This window comes from Williamsia sp. Y712 (assembly GCF_059445525.1).
This window is the reverse complement of the sequence record NZ_JCAIUN010000004.1, coordinates 253,696-269,117: the sequence shown is the minus strand read 5'-3', so window position 1 is coordinate 269,117 and position 15,422 is coordinate 253,696. Positions and strand designations below refer to the sequence as shown.

The 15,422-nt window shown below is 64.8% G+C and carries 13 protein-coding genes; 10 read left to right on the top strand and 3 right to left on the bottom strand.

Going from position 1 to position 15,422, the window contains the following annotated elements; all coding sequences use genetic code 11:
* Window positions 1-116: 116 nt before the first annotated feature.
* Both AC1D75_RS24410 and AC1D75_RS24405 read right to left on the bottom strand, forming a co-directional pair.
* A complete protein-coding gene (locus AC1D75_RS24410; RefSeq protein ID WP_495517924.1) occupies window positions 117-2,360 on the bottom strand; it encodes a bifunctional lysylphosphatidylglycerol flippase/synthetase MprF in 2,244 nt (747 codons plus the stop codon).
* 109 nt (window positions 2,361-2,469) lie between these two features.
* Window positions 2,470-3,756, bottom strand: coding sequence for an alpha/beta hydrolase (locus tag AC1D75_RS24405; RefSeq protein ID WP_495517923.1), 1,287 nt, complete (start codon window positions 3,754-3,756; stop codon window positions 2,470-2,472).
* 459 nt (window positions 3,757-4,215) lie between these two features.
* On the opposite strand from AC1D75_RS24405, the gene glmS reads away from it, so the two are divergent.
* From glmS to AC1D75_RS24360, 9 genes are all read left to right on the top strand, one after another.
* Window positions 4,216-6,078 (top strand): glutamine--fructose-6-phosphate transaminase (isomerizing), encoded by a 1,863-nt coding sequence (glmS, locus tag AC1D75_RS24400; protein WP_495517922.1) that lies wholly within the window; start codon window positions 4,216-4,218, stop codon window positions 6,076-6,078.
* An 18-nt stretch (window positions 6,079-6,096) separates the two neighbouring features.
* Window positions 6,097-7,518 carry an NAD(P)H-hydrate dehydratase gene (locus AC1D75_RS24395; RefSeq protein WP_495517921.1) on the top strand — a complete coding sequence of 474 codons (1,422 nt, stop codon included), beginning with the start codon at window positions 6,097-6,099 and terminating at the stop codon, window positions 7,516-7,518.
* 14 nt (window positions 7,519-7,532) lie between these two features.
* Window positions 7,533-8,678: an alanine racemase gene (gene alr / locus AC1D75_RS24390; RefSeq protein WP_495517920.1), complete on the top strand. Its 1,146-nt coding sequence runs from the start codon at window positions 7,533-7,535 to the stop codon at window positions 8,676-8,678.
* Window positions 8,678-9,727 carry an alpha/beta fold hydrolase gene (locus tag AC1D75_RS24385; protein ID WP_495517919.1) on the top strand — a complete coding sequence of 350 codons (1,050 nt, stop codon included), beginning with the start codon at window positions 8,678-8,680 and terminating at the stop codon, window positions 9,725-9,727. Before alr ends, AC1D75_RS24385 begins: the two co-directional genes overlap by 1 nt.
* Window positions 9,724-10,173: a tRNA (adenosine(37)-N6)-threonylcarbamoyltransferase complex ATPase subunit type 1 TsaE gene (gene tsaE, locus AC1D75_RS24380; protein WP_495517918.1), complete on the top strand. Its 450-nt coding sequence runs from the start codon at window positions 9,724-9,726 to the stop codon at window positions 10,171-10,173. The genes AC1D75_RS24385 and tsaE overlap by 4 nt, the downstream gene beginning before the upstream one ends.
* Before the next feature lie 110 nt (window positions 10,174-10,283).
* On the top strand, window positions 10,284-10,946 hold the full coding sequence (gene tsaB, locus AC1D75_RS24375) for a tRNA (adenosine(37)-N6)-threonylcarbamoyltransferase complex dimerization subunit type 1 TsaB (RefSeq protein ID WP_495517917.1): 663 nt from the start codon (window positions 10,284-10,286) through the stop codon (window positions 10,944-10,946).
* The gene (rimI, locus tag AC1D75_RS24370) at window positions 10,943-11,422 is read left to right on the top strand and encodes a ribosomal protein S18-alanine N-acetyltransferase (RefSeq protein WP_495517916.1); all 480 of its coding nucleotides are present in this window, start codon (window positions 10,943-10,945) and stop codon (window positions 11,420-11,422) included. Before tsaB ends, rimI begins: the two co-directional genes overlap by 4 nt.
* Entirely contained in the window at window positions 11,419-12,450 is a 1,032-nt protein-coding gene (gene tsaD / locus AC1D75_RS24365; RefSeq protein ID WP_495517915.1) for a tRNA (adenosine(37)-N6)-threonylcarbamoyltransferase complex transferase subunit TsaD, read from the top strand. The genes rimI and tsaD overlap by 4 nt, the downstream gene beginning before the upstream one ends.
* 100 nt (window positions 12,451-12,550) lie before the next feature.
* The gene (locus AC1D75_RS24360) at window positions 12,551-13,408 is read left to right on the top strand and encodes a class I SAM-dependent methyltransferase (protein ID WP_495517914.1); all 858 of its coding nucleotides are present in this window, start codon (window positions 12,551-12,553) and stop codon (window positions 13,406-13,408) included.
* Between the two features lie 7 nt (window positions 13,409-13,415).
* Here the strand turns inward: AC1D75_RS24360 and AC1D75_RS24355 are convergent, their stop codons facing one another.
* Window positions 13,416-13,859 carry a MarR family winged helix-turn-helix transcriptional regulator gene (locus AC1D75_RS24355; RefSeq protein WP_495517913.1) on the bottom strand — a complete coding sequence of 148 codons (444 nt, stop codon included), beginning with the start codon at window positions 13,857-13,859 and terminating at the stop codon, window positions 13,416-13,418.
* Between the two features lie 85 nt (window positions 13,860-13,944).
* Between AC1D75_RS24355 and AC1D75_RS24350 the strand changes: the two genes are divergently transcribed.
* Complete coding sequence (locus AC1D75_RS24350; protein WP_495517912.1) at window positions 13,945-15,420, top strand: MFS transporter; 1,476 nt, start codon at window positions 13,945-13,947, stop codon at window positions 15,418-15,420.
* Window positions 15,421-15,422: the final 2 nt, after the last annotated feature.

The window sequence follows — 15,422 nt, the reverse complement described above, 5'->3', positions numbered from 1 at the left end:
ATCGTGGATCGGTGGCCAGTGCCCGCTTCTGGTGGGCCTGGCCACCCGATTCCGGGCCGAGGCCGGCTTCGTCCGGCGCCACCGCACCCCCGTCGGGGATGCGGCGGCCGAACCGACTACTCCCTGTTCGTCGCCAACCTGAGCATCTGACCAGGGGTGGCGTTGGGGAGATACGCGCGCGTCAACGCGATTCCGATACGGGGCAGGTCGCCCTCGTCGCGGAAGCACATGTAGACCGGCTCGTACCGGGGCTGGAACTTCATCTTGAACGCGTGCAGGGAGCGGAATCCGTAGAACGGTTCCATCGCCGCACCCAAGGTGTCGAGGAGACGGTCCATGGCCTCGGCATCGCCTGATTCGTTCTCCGCCCGCGCCAATGGGGCACCCGAGAGCGAGAGGATCTGTGCACCTTCGGCTTTGAACGCCAGCGCGGAGCTGGCGATGAGGAACTCGATGCAGGGACGGAAGCCGTCGTCGCGGCGGCGCATCACGTCGAGCGTCCACCCGCGCATGGTGCCGTCGGGTCCGAAGACCGGCAGCCAGGAGAGCACACCGTGTATCGATCCGCTCTCATCGGTGGCCAGCGCGATGCGGACCTCGGGGTCGAGGGCTTCCTCCACGCTGCCAAGGGTGAACCCCATCTCGGGGAGATCCTTGTCGCCGACCCATTCTTCGGAGATCGCACGGACCTGCGCGAGCACCGCAAAGGGTTCGTCCTTCAAGGTGGTCAGTTTGAAGGTGATGCCTTCCTTCTTCGCCCGGTTGATGGCAGACCGGATGTCCTGCCACGGTTTGCCTTTGAAGGCCAGCGTCGGCAGGTCGATGATGGTGTCTTCGGCGATCTGCAGTGTGCGCCAGCCCATGTCGCGGGCGACGGTGGCGGTGTTCTCACTGACGGAGAACCAGAAGGGGATCCGGCCGCTGTTCTCGGCGAGGTCGGTGAACTCGCGGACCGTCTCGGTGAGTTTGTCCGGTGCGCAGACCGGGTCGGCGAGTGCAACGAGGGTTCCGGCGGGACGCTGGTATCCGATGACGCCCGTGCCGTCTTTCGTGAAGGCGTAGCGGTTGTTCTCCCAGGTGATCATCCAGCTCATCGTGCTGCCGCCGTGTTCTTTCAACAGCGTCCGGACCTGCTGCGACGGATCCGGTCCACCGTTCCCGGCCATCACCTTTCGGCTGTTGAACGGGACGGTGAAGGCGTAGCGGCCATTGAACAGCAGGATCAATTCCACGATCCAGAGCAGGCCGGTTCCCACGGTGACCGCACCCTGGCCGACATACGACGAGGTGATGAGGGCAACGATGACAAAGATGAGCGCGGCAACGTACAACACGCCGTAGACCACGGTGATCCACCACGCCCACCGACGCCCGCGACGTAACTGATCGGCGATGAGCAGCACGACCAGCATGGTGACGATCGATCCCCAGCTCAGCTTGTCGGTCGAGTCGGTGGGACCAAACGGTCCGTCTCCCGGGAACAGTGCAACCGCGATGTTCACGACACCGATCAGCACCAGGCCGAGGAAGCTGATCATCCTGATCTCTTGCCGGGTGCGCGGCATCACGCCCGATTCGTCACGGCTGAAGAGCTTTTCGCCGACGATCAGCATGACAGTGACGGCGATCAGGTGTGAGACGTCCGCGAGGGTCCCTTCGAAGAGGAACGAAATGGCCACGTAGGCAAGGAGGATCGCTCGGGCCCGCAAGCGCCACGGGGATCTCAGGCAGGCGGTTGCCGCGGCCACGGATGCGACGACCGCGGTGCTCACACCGACGTCGCGGACCTCGGACAGGCCATCGACCCAACGCCAGGATGCCGGCAGGAAGATTGCGATGAAAGCAATCGCACCCAGGATTCCGACGAGTTGGCCGACAACCGCGACAACTGCCACCCGCAGTGTGCCCAGCAGCCATTCGGACCAGCCGACGAAGATCGCAAGCAGCAGGACGATGCTGAGGTATCGCAGTGGGTGCAGTCCGAAGAGTGTGCCCGACAGGGGCGTCCACCATTTGCCCTCGGTCAGCGGCTGATAACCGTACGCGACGTCGGCGAACCAGCTCTTGTCCTCGACCGTCTCCCACAGTGCCCCCGTGGCGATGCCCAGCACGAGAATGACCGAGATGAGCGCAACGGTGAACGGGACCCTGCGGATCGTCTGTCCGACCACCCCGACAGCCTTGACGACTGCCGACGGTGCCGCAGGTTCAACCGGGAGCTGCGGGGCAGCCGGTTGTGGCGCAACTACCGTCTGTGCGGCGGTGGTAGCGGTGGTGGCGTTGGTCGCCGCCGGCTCGGTGGTGGCTGCCGCCGGCTCGGCCGGTGGTACCTCGTCGCTGGGGGTCTCGGGCGTGCTCATCGGCACCTTTCGTTTCGTGTCACCGGACGCGTCCGGTGGGTGGCGGGCCTCAACGGAACATCCGGCGAGATATGCCGTCCATCGCGTTTTGGAATGATTGTCGTATGTCTCACGGCAGACCGAGCCGCTTTCCGAGCCAGGGCATTTCCTGCTTCAGACCCGCTGACCACACTGCAAACGAGTGACCGCCCGGCACGGTGCTGAAATGCACGTCCATCCCGGCGGCCTTCGCGGCTTCGTAGACCTGCATCAGTCCGGGCCGGTATTCGGCGTCGTCTTTGCCCACCACAAACGCGCCTGCCACGCCGGGGTACTGCTTGGTTTTCATCAGGTCCATGGGGTTGACGGCAACAAACTTGGCTTCATCTCCGCCGAAGGCGGCGTCGACGGTCTGTTTCCGGTTGCCCAGTGTCGGTTCCAACTGGCCGGACAGGTCGATGAACGTCGGGTAGATCTCCGGATAGTTGGTGGTCATCTGGAGCGAGCAGGTACCGCCGTATGAGAGTCCGCCGATGGCCCAGGCCTTCGCGTCCTCGTCGACCTGGAGGTTCTGTTTGATCCAGTTCGGGACATCCTGCGAGAGATAGGTCGCGACATTGCCCAGTTTGGAGTCCATGCACAGCGGGTTGGCCAACGCACTGCCAGTGGCGTCGGCCACAACCACGATCGGCGCGAGCCCGTTGTTCTGCTTCGCGTAGTTGTCCATGGTCTCGGGCAGTCGGCCGCCGACGAGCCAGTCTTCGGGCGATCCCGGTTGTCCGGCCATCAGGACCAGAACAGGAAGCAGCGGGCGCGGGTGGGAGAAATAGGCCGGCGGCAGATAGATCTTGGCCGGACGCGCAGTGAAACTCGATGCCGTGGGAGGAATTGATGCGGTGCTGATTCTGCCTTCGGTGGGCAGATCGTGAGGGTTCTTCCATTCCTTCGGATCAACGGTTTTGAGATCGTTTTGGCCTGCTTCTTCAAGAGAAATCGTCTTGAAGTGATTGATGCCGAAAACCGATCCGACCGTGGGGTATTCGCTGAAATGTTCGTTGATTGCAGACAGCGGCATAACAATCGCGAATATGGCCGCCAGGACTGTGATGACTCTGCCGACGCGACCGCTTCCCATGACCAGTCTGGGGATGAAGACCAGTGCCGCGAACACAGCCACACCGCCCCAGATGTAGCAATTCGTGGGCACCGCGTCGGAAAAGAGGGTCCAGACATCCTCGATCAGCCACTTGGACAGGAGTACCAGCGCGACCGCGATCGCGGCGGCCACCGGCACCACCACCAGCAGGTATTTCTTCTTGAAGAACAGGATCAGCCAGGCAAGTCCGGCGAATCCGGCGATGTCGATGATCCATGGCAGCGCGCCATCGAGAACCGATAGGTCCCAGAGCCAGTTCATGCTTGTTCCTTCAAATGCTGGTGATCGCCGACGCGGGGGAGGTCACCGCTTATGGAAAGGTACCCGCAAAAATGCCCGAATAGGGTGTTTGAGAAGGGAATTGGAGCAAATATCAGCTCATCATTCGCGGAAACAGAGCGTTGCCGAAGAATCGTTGATTCCGGTGAGGAAAGGGATTGCAATCGGAGATATCAAGATTGATATCCAACGACGTCGAGGGTGCCAATAGAATTGGCGACCAGTGGTGGAGGACATACGAATCGAACGTATCGAGGGCGTCCCAACCGACGCATCCCCCTTGACTCTCCCGGCGCTTTCGCTCCGTGATCTCCAAGAGTTCGTTTACTGTAGCCCGGAATGTCGTTTCCTGTCACGCCGAAGCGGAGTTTTGGTTTCGCAAATCTGGTTCTGCTTGCGGCAATTCACTCCTGCCGCAGGCGGCAAGTACCCTGTAGCACTATGTGTGGAATCGTCGGATACGTGGGAAGACGCGATGCTCTCGAGGTTGTTGTCGAGGCGCTGCGGCGGATGGAGTACCGCGGTTATGACTCGGCCGGAGTCGCGATTCTGGACGGCGCGGGCAACGCGGCAGTCGAGAAGAAGGCCGGTCGCCTGGAGAACCTCGACAAGGAACTGGCCTCCATCGGGCGCGAGTCGTTCACCGGTACGACCGGCATCGGGCACACCCGGTGGGCCACCCACGGTCGGCCCACCGACCGCAACGCACACCCGCATACAAGCATCGACGGCAAGATCGCGGTGGTCCACAACGGGATCATCGAGAACTTCGCGGCTCTGCGTGGCGAGGTGGAGCAGGCCGGTATCGAGTTCAGTTCCGATACCGACACCGAGACCGCTGTGCACATGATGTACCTGCAGTACTCGTCAGGACCCACCGCCGGCGACTTCGTGGCCAGCGCTTATGCGGTCCTCGCGCGGCTCGAAGGCGCATTCACGCTCGTATTCACCCACGCTGATCACCCCGACACGATCGTGGCCGCACGCCGGTCGACTCCGCTGGTCGTGGGTGTCGGGCAGGGCGAGATGTTCGTGGGTTCCGATGTGGCGGCATTCATCGAGCACACCCGCGACGCCGTCGAACTCGGTCAGGACCAGGTGGTGGTCATCACGGCCGACAGCTACCTGATCACCGACTTCGAGGGGAACGTCTCGCCCGGTAAACCGTTCCATATCGACTGGGACCTCGCCGCCGCGGAAAAGGGTGGCTACGACTACTTCATGCTCAAGGAGATCGCCGAGCAGCCGCAGGCGCTCGCCGACACCCTGCTCGGTCACTTCGAGAACGGGCGCATCGTCCTGGACGAGCAACGACTGACCGATGACGACCTGCGTGACATCGACAAGGTCTTCGTGGTGGCCTGCGGTACCGCCTACCACGCCGGATTGCTGTCGAAGTACGCGATCGAGCACTGGACCCGGCTGCCGGTCGAGGTCGAACTGGCCAGTGAGTTCCGGTACCGGGATCCGGTGCTGGACCGCTCGACGCTCGTGGTGGCCATCTCGCAGTCGGGGGAGACGGCCGACACCCTCGAGGCGGTGCGGCACGCCAAGGATCAGAAGGCCAAGGTGCTGGCGATCTGCAACACCAACGGCGCCCAGATCCCTCGCGAATCCGATGCCGTCCTCTACACCCACGCCGGCCCCGAGATCGGCGTCGCATCGACCAAGTGTTTCCTCGCGCAGATCACCGCGACCTACCTGGTCGGACTGGCGCTGGCACAGGCCCGCGGTACCAAGTACCCCGACGAGGTGGCCCGTGAGTTCGCCGCACTCGAAGCGATGCCCGCCGCGGTCAGCAAGGTGCTCGACTCCATGGAACCGGTTCGCGACCTCGCCCGCGATCTCGCCCACTGCGGCACTGTGTTGTTCCTGGGCAGGCACGTCGGCTACCCGGTGGCGCTCGAGGGCGCACTCAAGCTCAAGGAACTCGCGTACATCCATGCCGAAGGGTTTGCCGCCGGCGAACTCAAGCACGGCCCGATCGCGCTGATCGAAGACGAGCTCCCGGTGATCATCGTGATGCCGTCCCCGACCGGGCGCGCGGTGCTGCATTCGAAGATGATCAGCAACATCCGTGAGATCCAGGCACGTGGGGCGACCACCATCGTCATCGCCGAAGAGGGCGACGAATCTGTGGTGGATGTCGCCGATCACCTCATCCGGATCCCACAGACACCGACCCTGCTCCAGCCGTTGGTTTCGACTGTGCCACTTCAGGTATTTGCGGCCGCGGTCGCGCAGGCCAGGGGATATGACGTCGACAAGCCACGCAACCTGGCCAAGTCTGTCACCGTCGAGTAGTTCGGGGGTTCTGCGGCCATGATCAACTACTTCAGCGCCGAACAGATCCGGGTGGCCGAGGCGGCCACCGGCGATCTGCTGTCCGGTGGTGTGTTGATGGGCCGGGCTGCGCACGCGGTCGCCGGAGTAGTCGCCGCCGAACTGAAATCCCGGGTCGGTGGATGCTATGGCCGTGTGGTCGGGGTTGTCGCCGGCTCTGGTGACAACGGCGGCGACGCGCTCTATGCCGCTGCCGAGCTCCGTCGTCGCGGCGTGCAGGCGCAGGCGGTACTGCTCGGGGGCGATCGCACCCATGTCGGCGGATTGGCCGCGTTTGTCACGGCCGGTGGTGTGGTTGTCGAAAAGTTCTCCGACACAGTCGATCTGATCATCGACGGAATCGTTGGCCTCAGCGGAACCGGACCATTGCGTCCGGCGGCCGCGGAAGTTCTGGCCGCCTCGGATGCGCCCGTCATCTCGGTGGACATCCCATCAGGGGTCGAGGCCGACACCGGGTTCGTCAACAGTCCTGCCGTCAAGGCGGCGGTCACGGTGACCTTCGGGGCAGCGCGGATCGCGCACGTGATGGCGGCAGCGCAGTGCGGCCGAGTCGTGGTGGCGGACATCGGTATCGACGCCACCGGGTCAACGGTCGGTCAGCTCACGGACGACGACGTGGCGGCGCTGTGGCCGATTCCCGGGCCCGCGGACGACAAATACAGTCAGGGTGTGGTCGGGATCGTCGCCGGATCTGCCCGCTATCCGGGTGCCGGAGTGCTGTGCACCGGGGCCGCGGTGTCGGCGACGTCGGGCATGGTCAGATACGCCGGAGGCGCCGGTCCGAACGTGTTGGCGCGGTATCCCGAAACCGTGGTCTCCGATGAACCGGAGAACGCCGGGACCGTGCAGGCCTGGGTGGTGGGTCCCGGCGCCGGCACAGACGACGTCGGGCGCCGGCGGCTGGAGTACGTCCTGGCGACCGATCTGCCGGTCCTGATCGACGCCGACGGACTGACGTTGGTCGCTGCGCACCGCGATCTGGTCACCGGCCGCGATGCACCGACCCTGTTGACCCCGCATGCCGGGGAATTCGCCCGTTTGACCGGAGCTGCGCCCGGGCCGGACCGGATCGCGGCAGTGCGTGAACTGGCCGCCGACCTGGGGGCGACGGTACTTCTCAAAGGTCGTGCCACGGTGATCACCGGGGCCGACGGCCTGGCCCTGGTCAACGACGCGCGGTCGTCGTGGGCGGCGACCGCGGGTGCCGGAGACGTATTGTCCGGTATCGCGGGCAGCCTGCTCGCGGCCGGAATCGATGCATCGCTCGCGGGCGCCGCCGCGGCCCGGGTACACGCGTTGGCTGCGATCACCGCATCGGGCAACAGGGCTCCAATCGGGGCATCTTCCCTGGTCGAGGCCCTGTCGCCGACCTTGCGTGAGTTACTCGGTGGCCGCAGGTGAAAGAATGGGACGTGATGAACACTCCGGCACTAGAAGCGTGGATCGATCTTTCGGCGGTCTCGCACAACATCGGCATCCTGCGGGCGCACACCAGCGCCCAGATCATCGCGGTGGTGAAAGCTGACGGATACGGCCACGGCGCCGTCGAGATCGGTCGGGCCGCGCTCGCCGCAGGCGCCGCAGAGTTGGGCGTGACAACGATCGATGAGGCGCTCGAACTGCGCCGCGCGGGGATCACCGCCCCGGTGCTCGCCTGGTTGCATGGTCGCAATGCGGACTTCGTCTCGGCCATCGAGGCGGACGTCCAAGTCGGGATCTCTTCATCTCGTGAGCTCGAGGCGGTGGTGGCCGCGGCACGCACCGCAGGACGCACCGCATCGGTGACCGTCAAGGTCGACACGGGCCTGGCCCGCAACGGGGTCCACATCACGGAGTGGGACGACACCCGAGACGCTCTGGCGAAAGCCGTTGCCGAGCAGGTGATCACCATGCGCGGCGCAATGAGTCACCTCGTGCGCGGCGACGAGCCGGATCATCCGCTCAATGATCTGCAGGCGCAGCGTCTGGACGAGGCAGCCGACGATCTCGCCCGGGTGGGTGCGCCGGTCGAGGTGCGGCACATCGCCAATTCGGCGGCCACCCTGATGCGGCCCGATCTTGCGCGCGATCTGGTCCGTCCGGGCATTGCGATCTACGGGCGCTCACCGATTCCCGATCGCGGTGACTTCGGTCTGATACCGGTGATGACCTTGTCGGCCGAGGTGCTCTCGGTGAAGAAGATTCCTGCGGGACAAGGTGTTTCATACAGCCACAGCTGGGTGGCCCCGCACGACACGACCGTCGCGCTGCTTCCGGCCGGATACGCTGACGGTGTGCCCCGGCTGTTGTCGAACACGCTGAGTGTGCAGATCAACGGTCGCCGGTACCCCAACGTGGGGCGGGTCTGCATGGATCAGATGGTCGTCGACGTCGGCCCCGACGGCGGTGGGGTGGTCGCCGGAGATCGCGCAGTCCTGTTCGGGACCGGTGCCGACGGTGGTCCGACCGCGCTCGAATGGGCAGAAGCGATCGGCACCATCGACTACGAGATCATCTCGGGTATCCGTGGCCGCGCGGTCCGGACCTATGTCACCGCACCCGGTCGCGGTGAGGTGGTCTGATGGAGCGATCCGGACGGCTCGAGATCCTGGCAGGCACAGCCGGTGTCGCGACGCTGGGTGCGTTGGCGCTCGGTGCCGCGGCCCGCTCCCTGACCCGCAGGCAACCGGCAACCCCCGATCCGAACTCGATCGAGGATTTCGGCCTGATCTACACCGATCACGCGAGCATCGTCGTCGCCGACGATGGTGTGCCACTTGCCGTTCGGGAGGTCGGGCCGCCCGATGCACCGCTGACGGTGGTGTTCATTCACGGGTTCTGCCTGCGAATGTCGACGTGGCATTTCCAGCGTCGTGATCTCGAAAAGCGCTGGGGCGGAGACGTTCGGATGATCTTCTTCGACCATCGCGGGCACGGCGAGTCCGGGCAGGCGTCGGCCGGGTCGTGCACCATCACCCAGATGGCCGCGGATCTCGAAACCGTCCTGCGAACGGTGGTCCCGACCGGACCGGTTGTCCTGGTGGGTCATTCGATGGGTGGGATGGCGATCATGGCATTGGCGAGCCGGCGACCCGAACTGTTCGGGACAAGGGTTCTCGGTGTGGGGCTGGTGGCCTCGGCTGCGCACGGCATCGCGGAGGTGGGTCTGGGACGGGGTTTGCAGAATCCGTTGGTCGACGCCTTCCGGTTGTCTGTCCGGCAGGCTCCGCGCGCGGTGGAGGCCGGACGCGGACTGACCCGGATGCTGATGGCCCCGGTCCTGACGGCCGGGAGTTTCGGATCCACATTCCATTCACCGGCGGTCAGCGAGTTCGTCGAGTCGGTCATCCAGCGAACCCGGATAGACACCGTGGTCAACTTTCTGCGGTCACTCGAGGAGCATGACGAAACAGCCGGACTGGCAGTTCTTTCGGCGATCCCGACGCTGGTCGCGTGCGGATACGAAGACAAGGTCACCCCGCTGCCGAACTCGGTGGAACTGCACAACCGGCTGGGCTCGCGATGCGAGCTGGTCGGCGTACCGGATTGCGGTCACATGGTGATGCTCGAGAACCCGGACGCCATCACCGACGCCGTCGAGTCCTTGGTCGAGCGGGCCTGGCAGTCATGAGCCCGGTGCTGCCACATCAGTGCACCCTGCCGGACGTCGCCGACACCGAGGCCTTCGGCCGCAAACTCGCCGCCGAACTCAACGCAGGCGACGTGGTGATCCTCGACGGACCGCTCGGAGCGGGCAAAACCGCGCTGGCCCGCGGTATCGGAGCCGGACTCGGCGTGACCGGCCGGGTGAGCTCGCCCACATTCATCATCGCTCGCCAGCACCGGGCGGGTACCGAGGGCCGTCCGGGCATGATCCACGTCGACGCGTACCGACTCGGCGGCCTCGACGAACTCGATGCACTCGATCTCGACACCGACCTCGACGATTCGGTGGTGGTGGTCGAATGGGGCGAGGGTGTGGCCGAGCGGCTGGCCAGGCGGCACCTGCTGGTACGCCTCTCGCGCGACATCGACACCGACGAACGCACCGCCTCCTACGGCTGGATCACCGACTGACCCAGGCACCCCCCCCGCGTGCCCCGATGATGTGGGGTTCTGGCGAACAAAAGCCCAGGTGACCTGCGCCAAAACGGCACATCATCGGGGGACGGGTACGCTGGCTCATCGTGCTTGTGCTCGCCATCGATACCGCCACTCCCGAAGTAGTCACCGGGATCGTTGAAGTGACCCCGGAAACAGGTCAGGTGGCCATCCGCGCTCAACGCAGCGAGGTGACCACCCGCGGTCACGCCGAGATCCTCACCACTCGAATTCTCGAGTGCCTCGACGAGGCCGGTCTGGCGCGGTCCGATCTCGATGCCGTCGTTGTCGGGCAGGGTCCCGGACCGTTCACGGGATTGCGGGTCGGGCTGGCCACCGGTGCTGCGTTCGGTGATGCACTGGGCCTTCCGGTGCACGGGGTGTGTTCACTCGACGGCATTGCCGCGCAGGCAACTGATGTCGCTTCGCTGCTGGTGGTCACCGATGCCCGCCGTCGTGAGGTCTACTGGGCGCGTTACTCCTCCGGTGTCCGGACCCACGGACCCGACGTGATGGCCCCTGCCGAACTCGGCTCCAAGCTGGCCGGTGAGAAGATCGATGCCAGTGCCGGATCGCCGAGTCACACAAGTCTTTACGACTACCCGATCCTGACCCCGACCGCACCGACCGCGGTCGGCCTGGTGACTGTGGCTTTACCCGACCTGCGCGCCGGTGTGGCGCCCGAGCCGCTGATCCCGCTGTATCTTCGTCGGCCCGACGCGGTCGAACTCAAGGATCGAAAGAAATGATCGGACCGCTGCTGGCGCGGGATTCGGCACGATGTGCCCGGATCGAAGCGAAGCTGTTCAGCGAGGACTCGCCGTGGCCTGCCGAGGCGTTTCGGTCGGAAATCCTTGTACCCCACAATCATTACTTCGCCATGCGCGATGGCGAGACGTTGATCGGCTATGCCGGGATCTCGGTGCTCGGCCCCGCCGATGACCCCGAGTGCGAAATCCACACCATCGCCGTCGATCCCGAGTACCAGGGGCAGGGGCACGGCCGGGAATTGCTCGCGACACTGCTCGAGATTGCCGACAGCCGAAATGCGCAGGTGTTCCTCGAGGTCCGGACCGACAACGAGACCGCGATCAACCTGTACCGCCGCAACGGATTCGAACAGCTGGGTGTGCGTCGGGGCTACTACCAGCCCAGCGGAGCCGACGCCTACACCATGCGACGCCGGGCGATCGGTGAGCAGTCACAACCGGGAGATTCACAATGATCGTCATGGGTATCGAGAGTTCCTGCGATGAAACCGGCGTCGGCATCGTCCGGTGGAATCCGGATCAGACCACCACGCTGCTGGCCGACGAGGTGGCCTCCAGCGTCGAAGAGCATGCCCGCTACGGCGGTGTGGTTCCGGAAGTGGCGTCGCGCGCGCACCTCGAGGCGATCGTGCCGACCATGCGACGGGCGCTGAGCGCTGCCGACATCAAGGTGCCGGACGCCATCGCGGTGACGATCGGCCCCGGCCTGGCCGGCGCGTTGCTGGTCGGGGTTGCTGCCGCAAAGGCCTACGCCGCGGCCTGGGATGTTCCGCTCTACGCGGTCAACCATCTCGGCGGACACGTCGCGGTCGACACGCTCGAGCACGGACCGATGCCACCCTGTGTGGCACTGCTGGTATCGGGCGGGCACACGCATCTGCTGCACGTCACCGATCTGGGTGCGCCGATCACCGAACTGGGTACCACGGTCGATGATGCGGCGGGGGAGGCCTTCGACAAGGTCGCCCGGTTGCTCGGCCTGGGTTTTCCCGGCGGACCGGCGCTCGATGCGGCTGCCGCACACGGGGATCGGAACGCGATCAAGTTCCCGCGGGGAATGACCGGACCCCGCGATGCCCGCCATGATTTCTCGTTCAGTGGTCTCAAGACCGCGGTCGCCAGGCATGTGGAGAAGTGCCGCCGTGACGGTGTGGAACCGCCGGTCGCCGACATCGCCGCGTCGTTTCAGGAAGCCGTCGCCGATGTGCTGACGATGAAGGCGATTCGGGCTTGTGGCGACGTCGGTGTCGACACCCTGGTGCTCGGCGGTGGTGCGACCGCGAACTCGCGGATCCGGTCCATGGCCCGGGAGCGGTGCGATGCCGCAGGCATCACACTTCGTATTCCGAAGCCGCGCCTGTGCACCGACAACGGGGTCATGATCGCCACGTTGGGGGCGCATGTCATCGCCGGTGGGGCATCCCCGTCCGCGTTGACCGTGGCGACAGATCCGGGACTGTCGGTTCAGGTCAGCACCTACTGACCGGCAGTGGTGTGTCACGAGCGGACATCATCGCGCGAGAATCCGTGACAACCACCCACATTGAGCGCATCCTCGTGGTAACCCCTGATGGGAGGTCACGATGGGTGAGCAGGAGAACAACGATCCGTTACGCAATCAGTTGCACGCGATGTGGAACTCGGTGGCCGACGGCTGGGCTGCGCAGATCGATTACATCGAGGCGCGCGGGCACGCGGTCACCGAGGTGATGCTCGACGGGCTCGCTCTGACGCCCGGAGATCGTGTCCTGGAACTCGCGTGCGGAACCGGAGCGGCCGGAATCGATGCAGCGCGCCGTGTCGGTGCGGCCGGGATGGTGACGATGTCGGACGTGGCGCCGGACATGGTCGAGGTGGCCACCCACCGGGTGAAGCAGCTGGGATTCGCCAACATCGCCACGGCGGTACTGGATATCGAGCAGATCGAGATGCCGGCCGATGCCTTCGACGCGGTGCTCTGCCGGGAAGGCCTGATGTTCGCGGTCGAACCCGCACGTGGTCTCACCGAGATGCATCGCGTGCTCAAACCCGGTGGACGGGTTTCGGTTGCGGTGTGGGCCGCCCGAGCGCGGAATCCGTGGCTCGGAGTGTTGTTCGACGGGGTGACCGCGGAGCTGGGTTTCGAGGTCCCGCCGCCAGGTGTCCCCGGCCCGTTCTCGCTTACCGACAGATCCACGCTCACCGCGTTGATCGATGCGGCGGGGTTTGTCGATGTGACGATCCAGGAGGTTGACACCCCCTGTGTCGCAGCAGATTTCGATCAATGGTGGGAGAGGGTGTCGGCGATGTCGGGGCCGCTTGCCGCGATCATCAAGAATCTTGCACCCGAAGTGCGGGACTCGCTGCGCAGCCGGTTGCGAAAATCGGTTGCCGAGTATCAAACCCGTGACGGCATCGAATTGCCTGGCGTGGCAATGGTTGCCGCGGCCAGACGCCCCTGATTCGACGTCAGGGATTTACCTCTTCTTGGTGTAATCCCGTTGCACCGCACAGGGACCCGGTGTTGTTGTCGTCGGCCTCGGCTCGCAGGATGGCGCGCTGGACCGGTTTGGCGGCCTCGTACCTGGCCCGCCCGGCGTCGGACAGTTCGGTGAACACCGACCGGCGGTCGGTGTCGCACATCGACCGCTCGACGAGGCCGTCCTTTTCCAGGCCGGATACCAGCCGCGACAACGCGCTTTGGCTCAGATGGACCTGGCCGGACAGTTCGTTCATCCGCATCTTGTGGTCGGCGGCAGTGGCGAGGAGTTCGAGCACCTCGAACTCGCTGCTCGAGATCTGTTGGCAGGCTTGCAGTTCGCGGTCGAGGTCGCACTGCAGTTTGTGATAGCGCACGGACAGCGCGTGCCAGGCCCGGGCCAGCTCGTCGTCGCTTCGGTGCGGGTGTGACATAGCCGCATATTAGCACATGCAAGGGCATTAAATGCAGGTACATTTTATGTAGACGAATAAGATGCAACTGCATATAGTTCGTCGCATGACAGTTGAGCTGAAACGAAACACTGCACAACCGCGGCGGACCGATTCCGGGCAGCCGCCCGACCATGTCACCGCAGCCGGTGGGTGGAGCCGAAAGACGTGGATCTTGCTTGTCGTCCTGGCCGGGGCGCTGTTCCTCGACGGACTCGACATCTCGATGGTGGGGGTTGCGTTGCCGTCCATGGGGGCCGACCTGGGCATGGACCAATCGCAACTGCAATGGATAGTCAGCGGCTACGTGTTGGGTTACGGCGGGTTGCTGCTGCTCGGTGGACGTGTCAGCGACCTGCTGGGCCGCCGGAAGGTGTTCCTGGCTGCCCTTGCGGTGTTCGGCGTCGCCTCGGTGATCAGTGCGGCGACCGAGATCGACAACCTGATCATCGCCCTGAGGTTCGTCAAGGGTGTGGCGGCCGCGTTCACGGTTCCGGCCGGACTGTCGATCATCACCACCACCTTTGCCGAGGGGCCCGCGCGGAACAAGGCGCTCTCGATCTACACGGTCGTCGGTGCCAGCGGCTTTTCACTTGGTCTGGTCTTCGGTGGATTGCTCACCGAATTGTCCTGGCGTGCAACGTTGATCTTCCCCGGACCGGTGGCGCTCCTGCTGCTCGTTGTCGGTGTCAGGGTGATCCCGCGGTCGGCGCGGACAAACTTCACCTGGGCCCAATTCGACGCAGCCGGTGCGATCACGTCGACCGGGGCATTGCTCAGCCTGGTCTATGCGGTGGTTCGAGCTCCCGACAGCGGATGGCTGGCACCGTCGACCATCACCCTGTTTGTTGTCTCTGCGCTGTTGGCTGTCGCATTCGTGGCCATCGAGATGCGCCATCGTCACCCCCTGCTGCGTTTGGGGATCCTGCGTTCGATCGCACTTGTCCATGCCAACTTCTCGGCGGCGGCGATGTTCGGTGGGTACGTCGCGTTCCAGTTCGTGGTGACGCTGTATCTCCAGGATTCGCTTGGCTGGTCACCTCTGGAGATGGCGCTGGGTTTCCTGCCCGCAGGGGTGTTGGTCGTGGCGAGTGCCGTATTCATGGATCGGGTGCTGGACCGCGTCGATACCAAACTCCTGATCTCCGGCGGATTCGTGGCCTTTCTGGTCGGCTACCTCTGGTTCCTGCGGGTCGAACCGGGGACGAGCTACGTGGTCTTCCTGCTGCCCACGGTCATATTCCTCGGTGCGGGCTTTGCCGCGACCTTCCCGTCGGTGAACTCGCAGGCCACCGCCGGTGTTGCCGACGAGGAGCAGGGACTTGCCTCGGGTCTGGTCAACACCAGCATCCAGATCGGTGGTGCCCTGATGATGGCCGTGGTCACCGCCATTCTGGGCAGTTCTGAGCCCGGAAGGCCGGGAGAACTCATCGGCGGAATGGTCCCGGCGATCACCGTGATCGCCGTACTCACGACGGTCGCGTTGGTGATAACCGTCGGCGTGATCGTCGCCCAGCGGCGCCGGGTGGCGGTCCCGGCTTGAGG